The organism is Herbiconiux sp., from assembly GCF_023264855.1.
In the GTDB taxonomy this organism is placed as follows: Bacteria; Actinomycetota; Actinomycetes; order Actinomycetales; family Microbacteriaceae; genus Herbiconiux.
Map to the genome: position 1 here is coordinate 1 of NZ_JAHFUW010000022.1, position 18,550 is coordinate 18,550.

Here is an 18,550-nt window from a genome sequence, read left to right on the forward strand (position 1 = left end):
CAACGACAAGATCGCCAAGCAGCGCCTCAAGGAGGCCGCGGAGCAGGCCAAGAAGGAGCTCTCCTCGGGCATGTCGGCCAGCATCACGCTGCCCTACCTCTCGCTCACCGAGAACGGCCCGGCCAACCTCGACGCCACGCTCACCCGCGCCAAGTTCGAGGAGCTCACCAGCGACCTGCTGGCGCGCACCGAGAAGCCCTTCAAAGACGTCATCACCGAGGCCGGCGTCTCGGTCAACGACATCGCCCACGTGGTGCTCGTCGGTGGCTCGACCCGCATGCCCGCCGTGGTCGAGCTGGTCAAGAAGCTCACCGGGGGCAAAGACCCCAACAAGGGCGTGAACCCGGATGAGGTCGTCGCCGTCGGCGCCGCCCTGCAGGCCGGCGTGCTGAAGGGTGAGCGCAAGGACGTGCTGCTCATCGACGTCACCCCCCTGAGCCTCGGTATCGAGACCAAGGGCGGCATCATGACCAAGCTGATCGAGCGCAACACGGCCATCCCCACCAAGCGCAGCGAGACCTTCACCACGGCCGACGACAACCAGCCGTCCGTGGCGATCCAGGTGTTCCAGGGCGAGCGCGAGTTCACCCGCGACAACAAGAACCTGGGCACCTTCGAGCTCACCGGCATCGCGCCGGCGCCCCGCGGCATCCCGCAGGTCGAGGTCACCTTCGACATCGACGCCAACGGCATCGTGCACGTCTCGGCGAAAGACAAGGGCACCGGCAAGGAGCAGTCGATGACCATCACCGGCGGTTCGTCGCTGGCGAAGGAAGACATCGAGCGCATGGTGCGCGAGGCGGAAGAGCACGCCGCTGAGGACAAGGCGCGCCGCGAGGCCGCCGAGGTGCGCAACCAGGCCGAGACGCTCGCGTACTCGACCGACAAGCTCATCAAGGAGAACGACGACAAGCTGCCCGACGACGTCAAGACCGAGGTCCAGGCCGACGTCGACGCGCTGAAGTCGGCCCTCGCGGGTGAAGACGACACGGCCGTGAAGACCGCGTTCGACAAGCTCAACGAGAGCCAGCAGAAGCTGGGGCAGGCCATCTATGCTTCTGCTCAGGCCGACGCGTCCGCTCCGGCGGGCGAGCAGGGCGAGCCCACCGAGTCCTCCGCCAAGGAGGATGACGACGTGGTCGACGCCGAGGTCGTCGAAGACGAAGACGAGCCGAAGGACAAGTAATCCATGACTGACGACACCACCAACGGTCGTCAGCCCGATGACGAGTCGGGCGCCTCCTCCGAAGGGGAGACGCCCGACTCGACCTCTGCACAGGGTGCGGAGTTCATCGAGGCTGAGGGACCGGACATCGAGACCTCCCTCTCGGATGCCGACCTGTCGTTCCTGTCGGGTCAGACATCCGCCGACGAGCTGGCCGCCGAGCGGCTGGCCGACCTGCAGCGGGTGACGGCCGAATACGCCAACTACCGCAAGCGCACCGAGGCGAACCGCGAGGTGGAGCGCGAGCGCGCCACCGGCGACGTCGTGAAGGTGCTGATCCCGGTGCTCGACGACCTCGACCGGGCCGCCAAGCACGGCGACCTCGAAGAGGGCGGCCCGTTCACCGCCATCGCCAGCAAGCTCCGCTCGAGCGTGGAGCGGGTGGGCCTGAAGCCCTTCGCCGCGGTCGGGGAGGAGTTCGACCCCCAGCTGCACGAAGCGATCTTCCAGCAGCCCAGCGACGACGTCACCACTCCCACGATCGCCGACGTTGTCGAGTCGGGGTACTTCCTCGGCTCCACGCTGCTGCGCGCCGCCAAGGTCGTGGTGGCGGTGCCCAATGGCTAGCCAGGACTGGTTCGACAAAGACTTCTACAAGGTGCTCGGGGTGTCGAAAGACATCTCCGACGCCGAGTTGAAGAAGGCGTACCGCAAGCTCGCCCGTCAGTACCATCCCGACTCCAACCAGGGCGACGTCAAGGCCGAGTCCCGGTTTAAGGAGATCTCCGAGGCGTACTCGGTGCTCTCCGACGCCGAGCAGCGCAAGGAATACGACCAGATCCGCGCCATGGGCTCCGGCGCTCGCTTCACGGCGGGCGGCGGAGGCCAGGGCGGCGGTTTCGAAGACGTCTTCGGCGGCATGTTCGGGCAGGGCGGCGGGGGTGCCCGCGGGCAGTCCTACAGCTACCAGCAGTCGCCCGGTGGCTTCGACGACATCCTGGGAGGGATGTTCGGCGGCAGTGCGCGCGGCGGTCGTGGCGGCTTCGGCGGGGCCTACGGTCCTACCCGGGGCCGGGATGTCACGGCGCGCACCACGATCGACTTCATCACCGCGGTCAAGGGCGACACCATCAAGCTGCAGACGGCGGATGGCAAGCCGATCACGGTGAAGATCCCGGCCGGCGTGGCCGACCAGCAGAAGATCAAGCTGCGCGGCAAGGGCGAGCCCTCGCCCGACGGCGGCGAGCCCGGCGACATCGTGCTCACGGTCTCGGTGCGCAAGCATCCGGTGTTCGAGCGCGACGGGCTGAACCTGCGCGTGAACGTGCCGGTCACCTTCGTCGAGGCCACCCTCGGCGCCACCATCGAGGTGCCGACGCTCGGCGGTGCGCCGGTGAAGCTCAAGGTCGCGGCGGGCACTCCGTCGGGCCGGGTGCTGCGCGTCAAGGGGCGCGGCGTCGAATCCGCCAAGGGCAAGGGCGACCTGCTCGCCATCGTGCAGGTCGCGGTCCCCGCGCACCTGACGGCGGCGCAGCGCGAGGCCCTCGAGGCGTTCCACGCCGTGGAGCCCGCCGAGAACCCGCGCACCGAGCTCCTCGCGAAAGCGCAGGACTGAGGATGCCGCCCGCCGGCCCGCCCTCTCCGGAGGCGGGCCGGCGCGCCCGCAGGTCAGATCGCTCCGAGGGAGGAATCGCATGAACGAGGTCGATGAGAACTCGCCGCTGTTCGCGATCGCCGTCGCCGCCGAGCTCGCCGGCATGCATCCGCAGACCCTCCGGCAGTACGACCGGCTCGGGTTGGTCAGCCCCACCCGCACGGCCGGCAAGTCGCGCCGCTACTCCATGCGTGATGTGGTGCAGCTGCGCGAGGTCGCACGGCTGTCTTCCGAAGGGGTGTCGCTCGAGGGGATCGCACGCATCCTGCAGCTCGAGAACCAGGTCTCGGCGCTCAGCGCCCGCGTGCGGGAGCTCGAAGGCGCTCTCGCCGACGAGTTGCTCAACCGCCCCGGCCGCCGCGTCTTCGCCGCCGGCGTGGAGGGCGAGGTCGTCTCCCTCAAGCACGGCACGCGCACCCAGCGCCGCACGGGACTGGTGGTCTGGCGCCCCGTCCGCGACGAGTAGCGCCACCGGCGGAGCGGCAAGGCCGCGCAGCCTGGTGGCCTGGTGCTGCGGCTGGGCGTCGACTTCGGGTCGCCGAGCCGCGATGCTCATGATGTGACGTATTCTCACGACTTGCCTGCGGTTCGGGCGGGGGGACCGGCGGCACACCCACGCGCCCGTCCGCCCGCCGCTGACCCCGTGTCAGCGCCGGGGCGCGCTGCTGGCCGGGGGATCGCTGGGGGCTTCTGCGCGGTCATCGCGTCGAGCATCCGATCGCCGTCACCAGCTGGTCCCTCGCGATCGCGGCGGTGGTCTCCGCCGTCGCGTCGACGCTCGCCGGATTCCTGGCGTTCTTCTTCTCCGCCCTGTCGTTCGTGTTCACGATGAGCGGCGACGCGCTCGGGCCGATCGTCGTCGTGGCGGCGCTCGGCGCGGCGCTGCCCACGCTGTTGGCCGGCCTGCTCGCCGTACCCGGCTTGTCCCGCGCCTACCGGCCGGCCGCTCCCGCTGACCCGCTCCTGGCACCGCCCGGGGCGCAGTCGTCGCCCGCCGCTCCGCCCGTGAGGATCTGACCCGGCCTCGCACCCCGTACGGTTGAACGGTGACAGAGTTCTCGTTCGACGCCCTCCGCCGCCACCCCGACATCGAGGCCGACAACCTGTTCGCGGTCGATGCGAGCGACCGGCTCATCCTCGACGAGGCGGATGCGGCCATCCAGGCGACCCGCGACGAGCCGGGCCGCGTCGTCGTGATCGGCGACAACTACGGCGCGCTCACGCTGGCGGTCGCCGGGGTGCTCGAGGTGCACGGCATCCGGGTTCACCAAGACGCCCGGTCGGGTGAGCTCGCGCTCGCCGAGAACGCCCGGCGCGTGCTCGACGTCGACCTCAGCGGGCGTTTCCGCAGCCTGCCGCTCGGACCCGAGCTGCTCGAGGGGGCCACCGTCGTGCTGCTGCAGTTGCCGCGCAGTCTCGCCGCACTCGACGAGTTCGCCCGGGCGATCGCCGCGTACGCGGATCCGTCGGTCGTGGTGTTCGCCGGCGGTCGCGTCAAGCACATGACGCCGGCCATGAACGAGGTGCTCGCGGCATCCTTCGGCGAGGTGTCGGCTACGCTGGCCCGCCAGAAGTCGCGGGTGCTGATCGCTCGCTCGCCGCTCGCGGGCATCGCCCCCGCCGAGGTGCGCCGCGAGTTCCATGCCGATCGCGACCTGTGGGTGTGCGCCACCGGCGGCGCCTTCGCCGGCACCAAGATCGACATCGGCACGCGGCTGCTGCTCGAGCACCTGGCCGAGATGAAACCGGATGCGCGGCTCGCCATCGACCTCGGGTGCGGCACGGGCGTGCTCGCGTCGGCGCTGGCCCGCGCCCGCCCGGGTTCAGACGGCGCCGAGCATCCGCTGCTCCGGGTGATCGCCACCGATCAGTCCGCCGCGGCCCTCGAGTCCACCCGCGCCACGCTCGAGGCCAACGGCCTCGCCGACCGCGTCGAGGCGGTGCGCGACGACGCCCTCGCCGGTTTCGACGACGCGAGCGCCGACCTCATCCTGCTGAATCCGCCCTTCCACGTCGGATCGACCGTGCACGCCGGCATCGCGCTCAAGCTCTTCGAAGCCGCCGGCCGAGTGCTGGCCCCGGGCGGCGAGCTCTGGACCGTCTTCAACTCGCACCTCTCCTACCGCGCGGCGCTCCAGCGCACCGTCGGCGCCACCTCCCAGGTCGACCGCACCCCGAAGTTCACCGTGATGGTCTCCGTCAAGCGCTGACCGCCGGTATCGGTTCACTCCAGCGAGTCTCAGGTCCAGCTCTGCCATAGTGGCCGAGCTGTCGCTCTATCTCGCTGGAGTGAACGCGCTGGCAGGGGCCAGCATGGGCGCGGATACCCCGCGTCCCCGCAAGCGCCGGCACAGCACCACCTCGAACCAGACGATCAGCACGGCACCGCGGCTGTTGCGCACGAACGCCATCACGGCCAGGTCGCGCAGCGGGGACACCGGTGGGAGACGGCCGACACCGAGCGATCCCGTGAGGACGGCTCCAGAGCTCGGGAGCGCGAGGTTCTCAGCTGACGACGGGTTGCCGAACGAGCCCCGGCACCAGGGTGCGACGCCGCACCACCAGCTCGGTGGCCACCAGCACCCCCACCGCGCCGAGGAACGCCGTGCCGATCACGAGCACCGGGATCGCGGTGTCGCCGTCGAGCCGAGGCACGAGGTCGAGCGGCTCCGCCAGGCCGATCAGCATGAAGAACACGGTGGCGTAGACGACCGTGCGGATGCGCCAGAGCTTCTGCAGGCCCGCGATGGCGAAGAAGGTGATCAGCCAGAGCCCGTACCACGGGTGGATCACGGGCGAGGCCAGGGCGATCACCGCGAAGCAGCCGGCCAGCAGCCAGACCGGATCGGCACGGCGGCGCGAGATCAGCAAGAAGGCGGCGGCCACGCAGCCGAGCGCCAGCACGGCGAGCTTCACGAGGGTCTGCACCAGGTCGCCGTCCAGCCCCACGCCGTTCGCGAGTCCGCCCACGCTGACGCCCAGGATGTTCGCCGGCGCGTACCAGGATGAGATCGACACCGGGGTCGCCAGTGCCGCGATCCAGCCAACACCGACTCCCATGCCCCAGCCCATCAGCACGATGCCGCCGAGGGCGATCCCGGACACCGCGAGCCAGCGCCGGATGATGGCGCCCCAGCCCGCGTTCGAACCGGCCCAGATCAGGCCGATGATCGGCAGGGCGATGACCGCGATCGGCTTGACGCCGATGGCGAGCGCCACGAAGATCGTGCCGAGCACCGGCCGGTCTTTCAGGGCGTAGTAGACGCCGCCGACGATCAGGCCGAGCATCAGCGAGTCGTTGTGACCCGCCACCACGAAGTTCATCAGCACCAGCGGGCTGGCGGCCACGACCCAGAGCACGCCCGCCTCGTTGAGTCCGCGCAGGCGCGCGATCCGCCACACGTAGTAGGCGAGCATGGCGAGCCCGGCGGCGGCGGCGAGGCGGAAGGCGAACACGGCCACCTCGGTGGGCAGTGCATCCGTCGACATCACGACGACCCGCTCGAGCCACACGAACACCGGGCCGTAGGGGGTCTGCGTATCGGCCCAGAGCGGGTCGACACCGATGCCGTACCAGCCGGGGAGGTCGGCCATGCCGGTCGTGTACGGGTTGAGCCCGGCGGCCATCAGCCGGCCCTGGCCGACGTAGGCGAACATGTCGCGGCTGAACATCGGGATGGTGGCCAGGAGCGGGGCTCCCCAGGCGGCGGCCGACACGACGACCTGCCGCAGCTGCGAGGCCCGGGTGGCGGTGTCGGCCCGGCGGCCGAGCAGGGAGAGGCCCAGTGCGAGCCAGGCCACGAGCAGCATCAGGGCACCGAAGACCACCAGCATCGCGCAGATGCCGACTCCGGCGCGGGTGTTGCGAAGCACCTCGAACAGCGGCCACGCGTTCAGCGCGGAGGCGGGCCCGATCCAGCCGACGCCCAGCGAACCGACGGCGATGAACACGGAGCCGGCGATTCCGAGCGGCAGACGCACGCGGGGAGGGAGGACATGCACGGTTCCGTCTTACCACGCCAGGATGCGCTGACGCCGGGAGAGCGGCCGCTCGCACCGCATCCGTTATACGACGTTCACTAGCGCTGAGCGTCGACCTGCGGTAAACTTGAGTCACATCAACTCAACTTTGTGTCCGGGATGATCGTCTCTCAGCCGGTCTCCGGATGCGCACACGCAGAAAGAAGACCACCCCAGCATGCCCACACAGGCAGGTGCGAGCGGCGACGAGCAGAAGAGCGCCCTCGAGCAGTACGGCGTCAACCTGACGGAGATCGCGGCGAGCGGCAAGCTCGACCCCGTGATCGGCCGGGATGCGGAGATCCGCCGGATCAGCCAGGTTCTGACCCGGCGCACCAAGAACAACCCGGTGCTCATCGGCGAGCCCGGCGTCGGCAAGACGGCCGTCGTCGAAGGGCTCGCGCAGCGCATCGTGGCCGGCGACGTGGCTGACTCGCTGAAAGGCAAGCAGCTGGTGTCGCTCGACCTGGCCGCCCTGGTGGCCGGTGCCAAGTACCGGGGCGAGTTCGAGGAGCGGCTGAAGGCCGTGCTCAAGGAGATCAACGAGGCCGACGGCCAGATCATCACCTTCATCGACGAGCTGCACACGCTGATGGGCGCGGGCGGCGGTGAGGGCTCGGTGGCGGCGTCGAACATGCTGAAGCCGATGCTCGCGCGCGGCGAGCTGCGCCTGATCGGCGCCACCACGCTCGACGAGTACCGCGAGTTCATCGAGAAGGACGCCGCCATGGAGCGCCGCTTCCAGCAGGTGTTCGTGGGCGAGCCGTCGGTCGAAGACACGATCGCCATCCTGCGCGGCCTCAAGGAGCGCTACGAGGCGCACCACAAGGTCGCGATCGCCGACTCGGCCCTGGTGGCCGCGGCATCCCTCTCCAACCGGTACATCCCGGGTCGGCAGCTGCCCGACAAGGCGATCGACCTGATCGACGAGGCGGCGTCGCGGCTGCGCATGGAGATCGACTCGGCCCCGGTCGAGATCGACGAACTGCGCCGCGGCGTCGACCGTCTGAAGCTCGAAGAGCTGGCCCTGAAGAAGGAGAAGGACGACGCCTCGAAGGAGCGCCTGGCCGCCCTGCGCACGCAGCTGGCCACGCGTCAGGCCACGCTCGCGGCGCTGCAGGAGCGGTGGGACCGCGAGCGCGCGGCCCTGAACCGTGTCGGCTCGCTGAAGGAGCAGCTCGATCGCGCCCGTATGAAGGCCGAGCGGGCTCAGCGCGAGGGCAACCTCGAGCAGGCCTCGCGGCTGCTCTACGGCGAGATCCCGGTGCTCCAGCGCACCCTCGCCGAGGCCGAGGCCGCCGAGGTGGCGGCCGAGGGCGAGGAGCGGATGGTGAACGACCAGGTGGGTCCGGATGACATCGCCGCCGTCATCGCCGCGTGGACGGGCATCCCCGTCGACCGCCTCACCCAGGGCGAGACCGAGAAGCTGCTCCACCTGGAGGCCGAGCTCGGCCGCCGGCTGATCGGCCAGAAGGAGGCCGTTCGCGCCGTTGCGGACGCGGTGCGCCGCTCGCGCGCCGGCATCGCGGACGCGGACCGGCCCACCGGCTCCTTCCTCTTCCTCGGCCCCACCGGTGTCGGCAAGACCGAGTTGGCCAAGGCGCTCGCCGAGTTCCTGTTCGACGACGAGAAGGCGCTCGTGCGCATCGACATGTCGGAGTACGGCGAGAAGCACTCGGTGGCCCGGCTGCTCGGCGCCCCTCCCGGCTACATCGGTTACGAGCAGGGTGGTCAGCTCACCGAGGCCGTGCGTCGCCGGCCGTACTCGGTGGTGCTGATGGACGAGGTCGAGAAGGCGCATCCCGAGGTCTTCGACGTGCTGCTGCAGGTGCTCGACGACGGGCGGCTGACCGACGGTCAGGGTCGCACGGTCGACTTCCGCAACACCATCCTGATCCTCACCTCGAACCTCGGTTCGTCGTTCCTGACGGATGCGGGCCTCACCCCGTCGCAGCGGGTCGAGGCGGTGAACCTCGCGGTGCAGCAGGCGTTCAAGCCGGAGTTCATCAACCGGCTCGACGACATTGTGGTGTTCCAGGCGCTCTCGCACGACGACCTGGCGCAGATCGTGTCGCTCTACGTCGATCGTCTGTCGGTGCGTCTCGCCTCGCGGCGCCTGTCGCTCGCGGTGACCCCGGATGCCCGGGCCTGGCTCGCCGAGCGCGGGTACGATCCGCTGTACGGGGCCCGGCCGCTGCGCCGGCTGATGCAGCGCGAGATCGACGACCGCCTCGCGATGTCGCTGCTCGCGGGCGAGATCCGCGACGGCGACACCGTACGGGTCGGTGTGGCGGCGTCGGGTGAGGGCTTGACGGTCGCGGCGGAATAGGGCCGCTAGACCGGGATGTAGAAGGGGGCGGCGATATGTCGCCGCCCCCTTCCCTTCGTGGGGAGCTATTCGCGGACGAGCACGATCTCGTCGAGGGGGCGGCGGGCTCGGGGGGCCGTCTCGCGGGAGCGGAGGGCCTCGTCGGGGAGAGCATCCGGAGTGCCGAGGGTGCCGAGAGCGGTGACCGTGAGCGGGAGCTGGTTGGCGGGGAGGCCGAATGCCGCCGACAGGGCCGCTGCATCGATGCCGCCCATCTGGTGCACGTGCAGCCTGTCGAGCTGGGCCTGCACGGTCAGGTGGGCGAGCGCCTGCCCGAGGTCGTACTCGGCGAAGCGACGCGGCGTGCCCTGGTCGTCGCTGGTCTCGGCGATGCCCACGATCAACGCGGCGGCCGATCCGGCCCAGACCTGATTGAAACCGAGCAGATTCGCGGCGATCGTGTCGAACACGGCCGACCCACGGCGGCCCACGACGAAGCGGGCAGGCTGCGAGTTGTTGGCCGAGGGCGCCCAGCGGGCCGCTTCGAGGGCGGCGGTGAGGACGGTCTCGTCGATCGGCTCCGTCGTCACGAACGAGCGCGGGCTCCAGCGCTCGGCGAGAGCGGGGTGGATGGGCGTGCTCGTCTCGGCGAGGCGCGAGGTGAGGGCGGGGGCGGGTGCAGCGCTGGTCATGATGTCTCCCAAGGCGAAAGTGGTGTGCACGCCATCGGGCACGGAAAACGGATCAAGCGGACCTTGGTCCGTTTCGAGACAACCGCGCGCAGAGCGCTGCTATTCCTCGATTCCGGATCGCGATGCGCTCGAGCGCTGGTCAGCCCTCCGCACCCTCGGGCCGCCCCTGGCGCTGCCGGCGGCGGCGCAGTCGGCCGACGACGAACCAGCCCACGGCGCCGAGGATCGCCGCGATGATGACCCACTGCAGCACGTCGGCGTAGGGCTCGACCAGATGCCACTGCTCGCCGAGCCAGAAGCCGGCGAGGATGAAGGCGGTGTTCCAGATCAGGCTGCCCGCGGTCGTCAGCAGCGCGAACTTCCACAGTGGCATCCGTTCGATGCCCGCGGGGATCGAGATGAAGCTGCGGAACAGCGGCAGCATCCGCCCGAAGAAGACCGCCTTGCTGCCGTGGCGCACGAACCACGCCTCGGTCTTGTCGACGTCTTCCACGTCGATCAGCGGGAGGTGCACGGCGAGGCGGCGCATCCGGTCGCGCCCGAGCCAGGCGCCGAGTCCGTAGAGCGCGAGGGCGCCGACGAGCGACCCGATCGTGGTGAACACGATCGCGGCCACCAGGTCGAGGTCGCCTCGGCTCGCCGCGAACCCGGCCAGCGGCAGGATGACCTCGCTCGGGATCGGCGGGAACAGGTTCTCGACCGCCACGGCGAGGCCCGCGCCCGGTGCGCCGAGCGTCTCCATCAGCCCGACCACCCCGTCGGTGATGGCGGAGAACCCGCCGGAAGATTCCTGCCCCTCGGCGGAGCCGGCGCCGGCATCGGCCACGGCGACCAGAGGGGACGCGTCGGCCTCGGCGGCGGAGAGGGATCGGAGGGCGGTCGATGGGTCGGCAAGGGCCAGGCTCATGCCCCCAGGTTACGGATGCCGTCTGAGGTGGGGCTGACAACGACCGGCTACTTACGCAGGTCGAGGCGGCGCAGGAGTTGGGCGTTGGCGGCCACGATGATCGTCGAGAGCGACATCAGCACGGCACCGACGGCCATGGGCAGGATGAAGCCGACGGGGGCGAGCACTCCGGCGGCGAGCGGCACCGAGAGCAGGTTGTAGCCGGCGGCCCACCACAGGTTCTGGGTCATCTTGCGGTAGCTCGCCCGCGACAGTTCGATCACCGACACGACCGCGCGCGGGTCCGAGCTGGCGAGCACCACGCCCGCCGAGGCGATGGCCACGTCGGTACCGGCGCCGATCGCGATTCCGACGTCGGCCCGGGCCAGCGCCGGGGCGTCGTTCACGCCGTCGCCGACCATCGCCACCGTTCGGCCCTCGCCCTGCAGCTGGCCGACCTCGGCCGACTTGTCGCCCGGCTTCACGCCCGCGAAGAAGCGCTCGATTCCGAGCTCGGCCGCCACGGCCCGCGCCACCGGCTCGGCATCGCCTGTGATCATCACGACCTCGACGCCACGCGAACGGAGGGCGTCGACCGCCGCCCTCGACTCGGGGCGCACCGCGTCCGCGAGCTCGATCCGCCCGATCACGGCGTCGTCGCGCAGCACGGTCAGCACCGTGCGGCTTGCGGATGCCGCGGGGCTGACGCCGTTCACTCCAGCGAGTCTGCGGCCGAGCTCCGCCATAGTGGCGGTGCGTGCGCTGGGGCTCGCTGGAGTGAACGCCTCGGAGGCGATTCCGCGCTCGTCGAGCAGACGCGGGCCGCCGACGCGAACGGTCGCGCCGTCGACGACGGCCGAGACCCCCACCGCGGTCGACGCTTCGAAACCGCCGGCGGCCGGCACCGCGAGCCCGCGCGAGCGCGCCGCCTCGACCATGGCCCGGGCCAGCGGATGCTCGCTGTCGGCCTCGGCGGCCGCGGCCAGTGCGAGCACCTCGGCTTCGTCGTGACCGCCGGCCGCGAGCACGGCGGTGACCGCCGGTTCGCCCTTCGTGAGGGTTCCGGTCTTGTCGAAGAGCACGGTGTCGACCGTGCGCATGGTCTCCAGCGCGAGCCGGTCGGTGATCAGGATGCCGGCCTTCGCGGCGCGCTCGGTGGCGATCGACACCACCAGCGGGATGGCCAGGCCGAGCGCGTGCGGGCAGGCGATCACGAGCACGGTGATGGTGCGGACGACCGCGTCGTCGGGGCTGCCGACCAGCGTCCAGACGACCGCCGTGATCACGGCCGCTCCCAGCGCGAACCAGAACAGCCAGCCCGCTGCCACATCCGCGATCCGCTGAGCCCGCGAACTCGAGTTCTGCGCCTCCGCCACCAGGCGACGGATGCCGGCCAGCGCCGTGTCGTCGCCTACCGCGGTGATGCGCACCCGCAGTGCCGTGTCGGTCGCCACCGTGCCCGCCACCACGCGCTCGCCCGGCCCGCGCCGCACGGGCACGGACTCGCCGGTGATCATCGATTCGTCGACGTCGGCCGTGCCCTCGACGATCGCACCGTCGGCGGGCACACGACTGCCCGGCCGCACGATCACCAGGTCGCCGACGCGCAGTTCGGCCGGGGCGACCTGCGTGATGGTGGGGCCGCCGGAGCCGCCGACCGCGCCCCCGGTGGGGGCGGGTTCGTCGATCCGCTCGGCCTCGTCGGGCAGCAGCGCGGCGAGCGAGTCGAGCGCGCTGGTGGTCTGCGCGAGCGAGCGCATCTCGATCCAGTGCCCGAGGAGCATGATCACGATCAGCAGCGCCAGCTCCCACCAGAAGTCGAGCTCGTGGTCGAGGATGCCGAGCGTCGCGCCCCACGACGCGAGAAAGGCGACGGTGATGGCCAACGAGATGAGAAGCATCATGCCGGGCCGGCGCGCCCGGAGCTCCGCCGCGCCACCGGACAGGAACGGGCGGCCGCCGAGAAGGAACATGACGGTGCCGAGAACGGGCGGGATCCAGGTGGTCCAGCCCTCCATCGGCAGCGGGTAGCCGACGATCATCGCGAACATCGCGCTGAAGCCCACCACCGGCAGCCCCAGCACGAGCATCACCCAGAACAGCCGCCGGAACTGCCCGGCGTGATCGCCGTGCCCCCCGTGGCCGTGGCCGTCGTGCCCGGTAGCGGAGTGTCCCGCGTGGTCGGATCTGGCGGTGTGCGCTCCGTGATCGTGGTCGCAGTGCTCAGTGTGCTCGTGCGGTGCCTGTCCGCTGCGCAGTTCGCTGTCCATGGTTCCGAAGATATACCCCCTAGGGGTATTAAACAAGATGCTCTGCCATAGCGAACGGTGCGGTGCTACCGTGAGGCTCGTGTCAGGGTCTGAGCCGTCCGCACCTGCCGCGCGAGCATCCGTCGCCCGCGCCGACGCCTCGTCGCGCATCACCGGGGTGATCGTGGTGGGCATGAGCGTGGCCGTGTGGTGGCCGGCGTTCACGCTCGGCGCCTGGGGCGACTTCTTCTTCGACCAGATGCTCACCGTGTGGGCGGCCGCGACCGGCGCGCTGATCGTCGTGCTGATCCAGCCTCGGGGCGTACCGCGGCTCGGGCGGGCCTTCGCACTGCTCATCCCGAGCCTGTGGCTGGCGCTGACCTTCCTGGACGATCAGGACGAGGGCGATCTGTTCACCGGCATCGTCACCCTGGTGGGTGTTCTCGTGGGCATCCTGGCGCTGCCGACCACGATCTGGGTGCTCGCCCGGATCATCTGGCCGGAGTTCGGCGACACCATCTCCTGGGGGCGTCGGCTCGTCGTGATCGGCGCGGTGCTGCTGATCGCCGTGGCCTCGTTCCTGCTGGGCGCCAACCAGTCGCACTTCCTCACCTGCGGCGACTTCAGCATCAGCGGCAACTCCGAGCCACCGGGCTGCACGCCCGGCGACCCGGGTTAGACGGCCGGTACGGCCTCGAGCTCGCGGCGCACGGCGGCGGCGAAGGCGTCGACGTCATCCGGAGTCATGTCGAAGGCGCACATCCAGCGCACCTCGCCCGTGGCCGGGTTCCAGTCGTAGAAGCGGAACGACTCGCGCAGGCGGTCGGCGACGCCCGCCGGGAGGGTGACGAAGACGGCGTTCGCCCGGGTGTCCTGCGTGAACGTGAGGCCGGGCAGGCCGGTGACCGCTGAGCGCAGCCGTGCCGCCATCGCGTTGGCGTGGGTGGCCGAGCGCAGCCAGAGATCGGATCCGTAGAGCGCGATCAGCTGCGCCGACACGAAGCGCATCTTCGAGGCCAGCTGCATGTCGAGCTTGCGCAGGAACGGGATGCCGTCGACCGCCGCCGGGTTCAGCACCACCACGGCCTCGCCGTAGAGCAGGCCGTTCTTGGTGCCGCCGAGCGAGAGCACGTCGACGCCGGCATCCGTCGTGAACGCCCGCAGCGGAACGCCGAGCGAGGCCGCCGCGTTCGAGATGCGGGAGCCGTCGAGGTGCACGCGCATGCCGAGCGAGTGCGCGTGGTCGGCGATGGCCGCGACCTCGTCGACCGTGTAGGCGGTGCCGAGCTCGGTGGTCTGCGTGATCGAGACGACCAGAGGCTGGGCCCGGTGCTCGTCGCCCCAGCCCCAGGCCTCCACGTCGATCAGCTCGGGGGTGAGCTTGCCGTCGGGCGTGGGCACGGTGAGCAGCTTGAGGCCGGCGACCCGCTCGGGGGCGGCGTTCTCGTCGGTGTGGATGTGCGCCGTGGTGGAGCAGACGACGGCGCCCCAGCGCGGCAGCATCGACTGCAGGCCCACCACGTTCGCCCCCGTGCCGTTGAACACCGGGAACGCCTCGGCCGCGTCTCCGAAGTGACCCTTGAGCACCTCTTGGAGGCGTGCCGTGTAGACGTCTTCGCCGTAGGCGATCTGGTGGCCGCCGTTGGCCGCCGCGATCGCCGCGAGCACCTCGGGATGCGCGCCCGCGTAGTTGTCGGAGGCGAACCCCCGGTAGCCGGTGTCGTGCAGGGTGGTCACGCTGTTCTCGCTCACCCTCCCAGTCTGCCAAACGGGTGAGGAGGGATCCGCGCTCGCATCGCGCGAATCCCTCCTCAGCACGCTCGAGTCGTGCGTGCCGTGCCGCTCAGCCGCGCAGGGCCTCGCTGAGCTTCACGCGGGTGCCGGTGCGCAGCAGGGAGTTCGCGTAGATGCGGGAGCCGATCGCGATCACCAGCAGCGTCGTGGCGAGCAGGATGACCAGCGACAGCAGCGGTTCCCACCACTGCGCGTCGCCCAGGAACAATCGCAGCGGCATCCCGATCGGCGCCGAGAACGGCACGTACGACATCACGGCCATCACGCTCTCGTTCGAGTTGAAGAAGATCACCAGGAAGTACGGGATCATCACGAGCATCGTCACCGGCGAGGTCACCGAGCCCACGTCCTCCTGCCGCGACACCAGTGCCGCCGTGGCCGCGTAGAGGGCGGCGATCAGCACGAAGCCGAACACGAAGAACACCACGAACCAGGCGATGGCCGCCCCGAGGGCCCCGAGCAACGCCGATTGCCCGGTGATCGTGAGCCCGAGCGACGAGATCACCGCGATCAGCGCGATCTGCCCGAACGCCAGGATGCTGTTGCCGAGCACCTTGCCGGCCATCAGCTGGCGGGCGGTGATGGTCGACAGCAGGATCTCCACCACGCGGGTCTGCTTCTCCTCCACCACGCTCTGCGCGATCGTGCTGCCGAAGGTGACCGCCGACATGAAGAACACCACGCCGAACGCGATGCCGATCAGGTAGGTGAGGAAGCCGTCGTTGTCGCTCGGTTCGAGCAGCTGAACGGTGGGCGCGACGCTCAACAGCTGCACGACCGCGGTGGGTGCGGCATCCAGGGCCACGATCTCGTAGCCGAGGGGGTCGGATGCGGGAACCACGGCCGCGTCGACCGTTCCGTCGCGCACGAGCTGCTCGGCATCCTGAACCGAGGTCGCCGTGGTGAGCTCGAGCGCACCCGATGAGCCGAGCGCCGAGACGGCCGACGAGGTCTCCGACACCACGGCCACCTTGGGCGCCGTGGCCGACGCGCTGAGGATGCCGCCGGCGATGATCGAGGCGAGGATGGCCAGCATCAGGATGCCGGTGGAGATCAGGAAGGCCTTGCTGCGCAGGCGCATGCTGATCTCGCGTCCGGCGACGAGCCGGACGGCCTGGGGTGCGGCGATGCTCATTTCACGACCTCCTTGAAGATCTGGGCGAGGGTGGGGCGTACCGGGGCGAAGCGGGTGACCGCTCCGGCGGCGAGGGCGCGCTGCAGCACCGCCTGGGCGGCCTGCTCGCCCACGCTGCCGTGCTCGACCTCGAACAATGCGTATCGGCCGTCGAGCTCGATCACGCTCACGCCGGGCTGCTCGCGCACCCAGCCGGCGTCGCCGGAGAGCTCGATCTCGTAACGCGGTTCGGAGTGGCTCTCGCGCAACTGCTCGCGCGATCCGCCGGCCCGGATGCGGCCGTCGGCGATCACCACGAGGTCGTCGCAGAGCCGCTCCACGATGTCGAGCTGGTGCGAGGAGAAGAGCACGGGCGCGCCCTTGGCGGCGTGCTCGGAGAGGACGGCCTGCACGACCTCGACGGCCATCGGGTCCAGGCCCGAGAACGGCTCGTCGAGCACGAGCACGTCGGGGTCGTGCACCAGCGCGGCGGCGATCTGCGCGCGCTGCTGGTTGCCGAGCGAGAGGCTCTCGACGGTGGCCGAGGCGCGCTCCTCGAGGCCGAGCCGCTCGAGCAGGGTGGTGGTGCTCGCGGTGGCGGCGGCCTGGCTCATGCCGTGCAGGCGGCCGAGGTAGACGATCTGCTCGGCGACCTTCATCTTGGGGTAGAGGCCGCGCTCCTCTGGCATGTAGCCGAACAGCGCGCGGTCGGCGGGGGTGAGCCGCCGGCCGTCGAGCTCGACGTGCCCCGAGTCGCTCGAGAGCACCCCGAGGATGATGCGCATCGTGGTTGTCTTGCCGGCGCCGTTGCCGCCGACGAAGCCGGTCATCCGGCCGTCGCCGACCGTGAAGCTGACGCCGTCGAGCACCTTCCGGGTGCCGAACGAGCGGGAGATGTCGTGCACGTCGAGCATGATGTCCCTTTCCCTCCGAGGCCGACCTGGCGGGCCCGAGTCCACGCTAGGCCGGGGCGGCCGGCGAGGGCATCCGCCGCGAGGATGGTCGCGCACACCCGCGCTCCGCCGCGCGGTGGAGGGCGGGACTAGGGGAACAGGGGAGCGAGCACCTCGTCGGCCAGCCGGATGGCGGCATCCGTCACCTCGTGCACGCCGCCCGGCTCGACCAGCAGGCGCGCGCTCGCTCCGGCCGAACCGGCCACGGCGATCGATTCGAGTGTGCGGGACAGCGGCACCCAGGGGTCGTCGGTGTGCGTGGCGAACGCGAACGGCATGCCCTCCAGACCGGCGGGCCGCGGAATCGAGGTGCCGATCGGGCCGATGAAGCCGCCGGTGAACGCGATCACGGCGGCGTACCGCCGGGGCCGGGTGAGTGCGGAGTGGGTGAGCAGGCAGGCGCCCTGCGAGAAGCCGAGCAGCACGATGCGCTCGAGCGGGACGCCGGCGGCCAGCGCCTCCTCCACACAGGCGTCGACCCGGTCGAGCGCCGCGTCGAGGAACGGCTGGTTCTCCTCCATCGGGGCGAGGAACGGTTTCGGGTACCAGGAACGGCCTTCCGCCGCGGGGGCGATCACGGTCAGCGACGAGCCGATCGCGAGGCGGTCGACGACACCGCGGATGAACTCCGGGTCCTGGGTGCGGCCGTGCACCGCCACGACGGCTCCGCGGGGCGCGCTCACGAGGCGGCCCCGTCCGTGCCGACGCGCGACGGGGCACCGGATGCGGCGTCCGGAGCGTTCGCCGACGTGCCGGCCGGCGCCGCCGAGCCGACCGGGGCCAGCACGATGTCGAACACGCCTTCGCTCCAGCCGCTCGCGGTGGCCCGCGGGTGCGGGGCCGCTTCGCCCGCCGGATGCTCGGTGAACGGCACGATCAGGCTCTCCCGCACGCCGAACACCGCGTCGTCGCCGAGCCACTCGTCGCCCGCCACGAACAGGTGCGTGACCAGCGTCTCGTAACCGGGCGCCGACACCAGGAAATGCACATGCGCCGGCCGCATCGGGCCCCGCCCGGCGGCCTTCAGGAGATCGCCCACCGGCCCGTCGTCGGGGATGGGATAGGCGGCGGGCTGCGCCGTCCAGAAGTCGTAGGCGCCGTCGTCGTCGGTGACCAGGTGCGCCCGGCCCGACATCGGGCCGCCGGCGTACTGCACGTCGTAGAAGCCGTCGTCGTCGGCCGCCCAGACCTCCACCCGCGCGCCCGCGACCGGTTCGCCGCCCGTGCCGGTGACCCGCCCGTGCAGGTGGCAGGCGCGGCCCTTCACGTCTTCGCCGATGTCGTCGCCGTTGTGGATGAGGGGCGCGTCCTGCACGAAGAACGGCCCGAACACGGTCGATTCGGTGGCCGTGGAGACGGCGGGGGAGTTCACCGTGACGGTCATCATCGAGGCGCCCAGCACGTCGGAGAGCAGGATGAACTCCTGCCGGGTGTCGTCGGTGATGTGCCCGGCGCGGGTCAGGAAGGCGATCGCGGTGTCCCACTCCGCCTGGGTGAGCCGCACCTCCTGGATGAAGGCGTGCAGGTGGCGCACCAGGCTCTGCATGACCTGGCCCGAGCGGGCGTCGGCCGATCCGTCGAAGCTGGCCACCACCTCGGCGGTGAGGGCGTCTTCGCGGGCCGCCTGCTCGTGGGCGTCGCGGGCGTCGCGCGCGTCGCTCTCGTCGTCGGTGCGGCCGGACCCGCCGGCGTCGCGCGTGTCGTCGGTCGCCACG

17 protein-coding genes are annotated in these 18,550 nt (G+C 70.8%); 8 read left to right on the plus strand and 9 right to left on the minus strand.

The features are described 5' to 3' along the window. From Q0D75_RS10500 to Q0D75_RS10525, 6 genes are all read left to right on the plus strand, one after another. A partial coding sequence (locus Q0D75_RS10500) for an Hsp70 family protein (protein ID WP_291052887.1) occupies positions 1–1,186 on the plus strand: 1,186 nt, incomplete at its 5' end. Between the two features lie 3 nt (positions 1,187–1,189). After that, entirely contained in the window at positions 1,190–1,792 is a 603-nt protein-coding gene (locus Q0D75_RS10505; RefSeq protein WP_291052890.1) for a nucleotide exchange factor GrpE, read from the plus strand. Further along, entirely contained in the window at positions 1,785–2,780 is a 996-nt protein-coding gene (locus tag Q0D75_RS10510; RefSeq protein ID WP_291052893.1) for a DnaJ C-terminal domain-containing protein, read from the plus strand. The genes Q0D75_RS10505 and Q0D75_RS10510 overlap by 8 nt, the downstream gene beginning before the upstream one ends. 79 nt (positions 2,781–2,859) lie before the next feature. Next, positions 2,860–3,285, plus strand: a complete 426-nt coding sequence (locus tag Q0D75_RS10515) for a MerR family transcriptional regulator (protein WP_291052896.1) — start codon at positions 2,860–2,862, stop codon at positions 3,283–3,285. Positions 3,286–3,572: 287 nt separating this feature from the next. After that, on the plus strand, positions 3,573–3,836 hold the full coding sequence (locus tag Q0D75_RS10520) for a hypothetical protein (protein ID WP_291052898.1): 264 nt from the start codon (positions 3,573–3,575) through the stop codon (positions 3,834–3,836). A 29-nt stretch (positions 3,837–3,865) separates the two neighbouring features. Continuing rightward, entirely contained in the window at positions 3,866–5,029 is a 1,164-nt protein-coding gene (locus Q0D75_RS10525; RefSeq protein WP_291052901.1) for a class I SAM-dependent methyltransferase, read from the plus strand. Positions 5,030–5,324: 295 nt separating this feature from the next. Here the strand turns inward: Q0D75_RS10525 and mptB are convergent, their stop codons facing one another. Further along, complete coding sequence (mptB, locus tag Q0D75_RS10530; RefSeq protein ID WP_291052904.1) at positions 5,325–6,821, minus strand: polyprenol phosphomannose-dependent alpha 1,6 mannosyltransferase MptB; 1,497 nt, start codon at positions 6,819–6,821, stop codon at positions 5,325–5,327. Positions 6,822–7,017: 196 nt separating this feature from the next. Here mptB and Q0D75_RS10535 point away from each other — a divergent pair, with 196 nt between their 5' ends. After that, positions 7,018–9,168 carry an AAA family ATPase gene (locus Q0D75_RS10535; RefSeq protein WP_291052907.1) on the plus strand — a complete coding sequence of 717 codons (2,151 nt, stop codon included), beginning with the start codon at positions 7,018–7,020 and terminating at the stop codon, positions 9,166–9,168. A 65-nt stretch (positions 9,169–9,233) separates the two neighbouring features. On the opposite strand, the gene Q0D75_RS10540 is transcribed toward Q0D75_RS10535, so the two are convergent. The 3 genes from Q0D75_RS10540 to Q0D75_RS10550 form a co-directional block, all read right to left on the minus strand. After that, positions 9,234–9,839 carry a nitroreductase family protein gene (locus Q0D75_RS10540; RefSeq protein ID WP_291052909.1) on the minus strand — a complete coding sequence of 202 codons (606 nt, stop codon included), beginning with the start codon at positions 9,837–9,839 and terminating at the stop codon, positions 9,234–9,236. A 139-nt stretch (positions 9,840–9,978) separates the two neighbouring features. Beyond that, the gene (locus Q0D75_RS10545; RefSeq protein ID WP_291053051.1) at positions 9,979–10,581 is read right to left on the minus strand and encodes a DedA family protein; all 603 of its coding nucleotides are present in this window, start codon (positions 10,579–10,581) and stop codon (positions 9,979–9,981) included. Between the two features lie 212 nt (positions 10,582–10,793). Continuing rightward, positions 10,794–12,995 carry a heavy metal translocating P-type ATPase gene (locus Q0D75_RS10550; protein WP_291052911.1) on the minus strand — a complete coding sequence of 734 codons (2,202 nt, stop codon included), beginning with the start codon at positions 12,993–12,995 and terminating at the stop codon, positions 10,794–10,796. 79 nt (positions 12,996–13,074) lie between these two features. Between Q0D75_RS10550 and Q0D75_RS10555 the strand changes: the two genes are divergently transcribed. Beyond that, a complete protein-coding gene (locus tag Q0D75_RS10555; protein ID WP_291052914.1) occupies positions 13,075–13,653 on the plus strand; it encodes a hypothetical protein in 579 nt (192 codons plus the stop codon). Here the strand turns inward: Q0D75_RS10555 and Q0D75_RS10560 are convergent. The 5 genes from Q0D75_RS10560 to Q0D75_RS10580 form a co-directional block, all read right to left on the minus strand. Continuing rightward, a complete protein-coding gene (locus tag Q0D75_RS10560; RefSeq protein WP_291052916.1) occupies positions 13,650–14,726 on the minus strand; it encodes a low specificity L-threonine aldolase in 1,077 nt (358 codons plus the stop codon). The two genes, Q0D75_RS10555 and Q0D75_RS10560, sit on opposite strands and share 4 nt — an antisense overlap. 91 nt (positions 14,727–14,817) lie before the next feature. Next, the gene (locus tag Q0D75_RS10565) at positions 14,818–15,903 is read right to left on the minus strand and encodes an ABC transporter permease (protein WP_291052918.1); all 1,086 of its coding nucleotides are present in this window, start codon (positions 15,901–15,903) and stop codon (positions 14,818–14,820) included. Then, positions 15,900–16,796 (minus strand): ATP-binding cassette domain-containing protein, encoded by an 897-nt coding sequence (locus Q0D75_RS10570; RefSeq protein ID WP_291052921.1) that lies wholly within the window; start codon positions 16,794–16,796, stop codon positions 15,900–15,902. Before Q0D75_RS10570 ends, Q0D75_RS10565 begins: the two co-directional genes overlap by 4 nt. 128 nt (positions 16,797–16,924) lie before the next feature. After that, entirely contained in the window at positions 16,925–17,518 is a 594-nt protein-coding gene (locus Q0D75_RS10575) for a phospholipase (RefSeq protein WP_291052924.1), read from the minus strand. Continuing rightward, on the minus strand, positions 17,515–18,549 hold the full coding sequence (locus tag Q0D75_RS10580; protein ID WP_291052926.1) for a dioxygenase: 1,035 nt from the start codon (positions 18,547–18,549) through the stop codon (positions 17,515–17,517). The genes Q0D75_RS10575 and Q0D75_RS10580 overlap by 4 nt, the downstream gene beginning before the upstream one ends. Position 18,550: the final 1 nt, after the last annotated feature.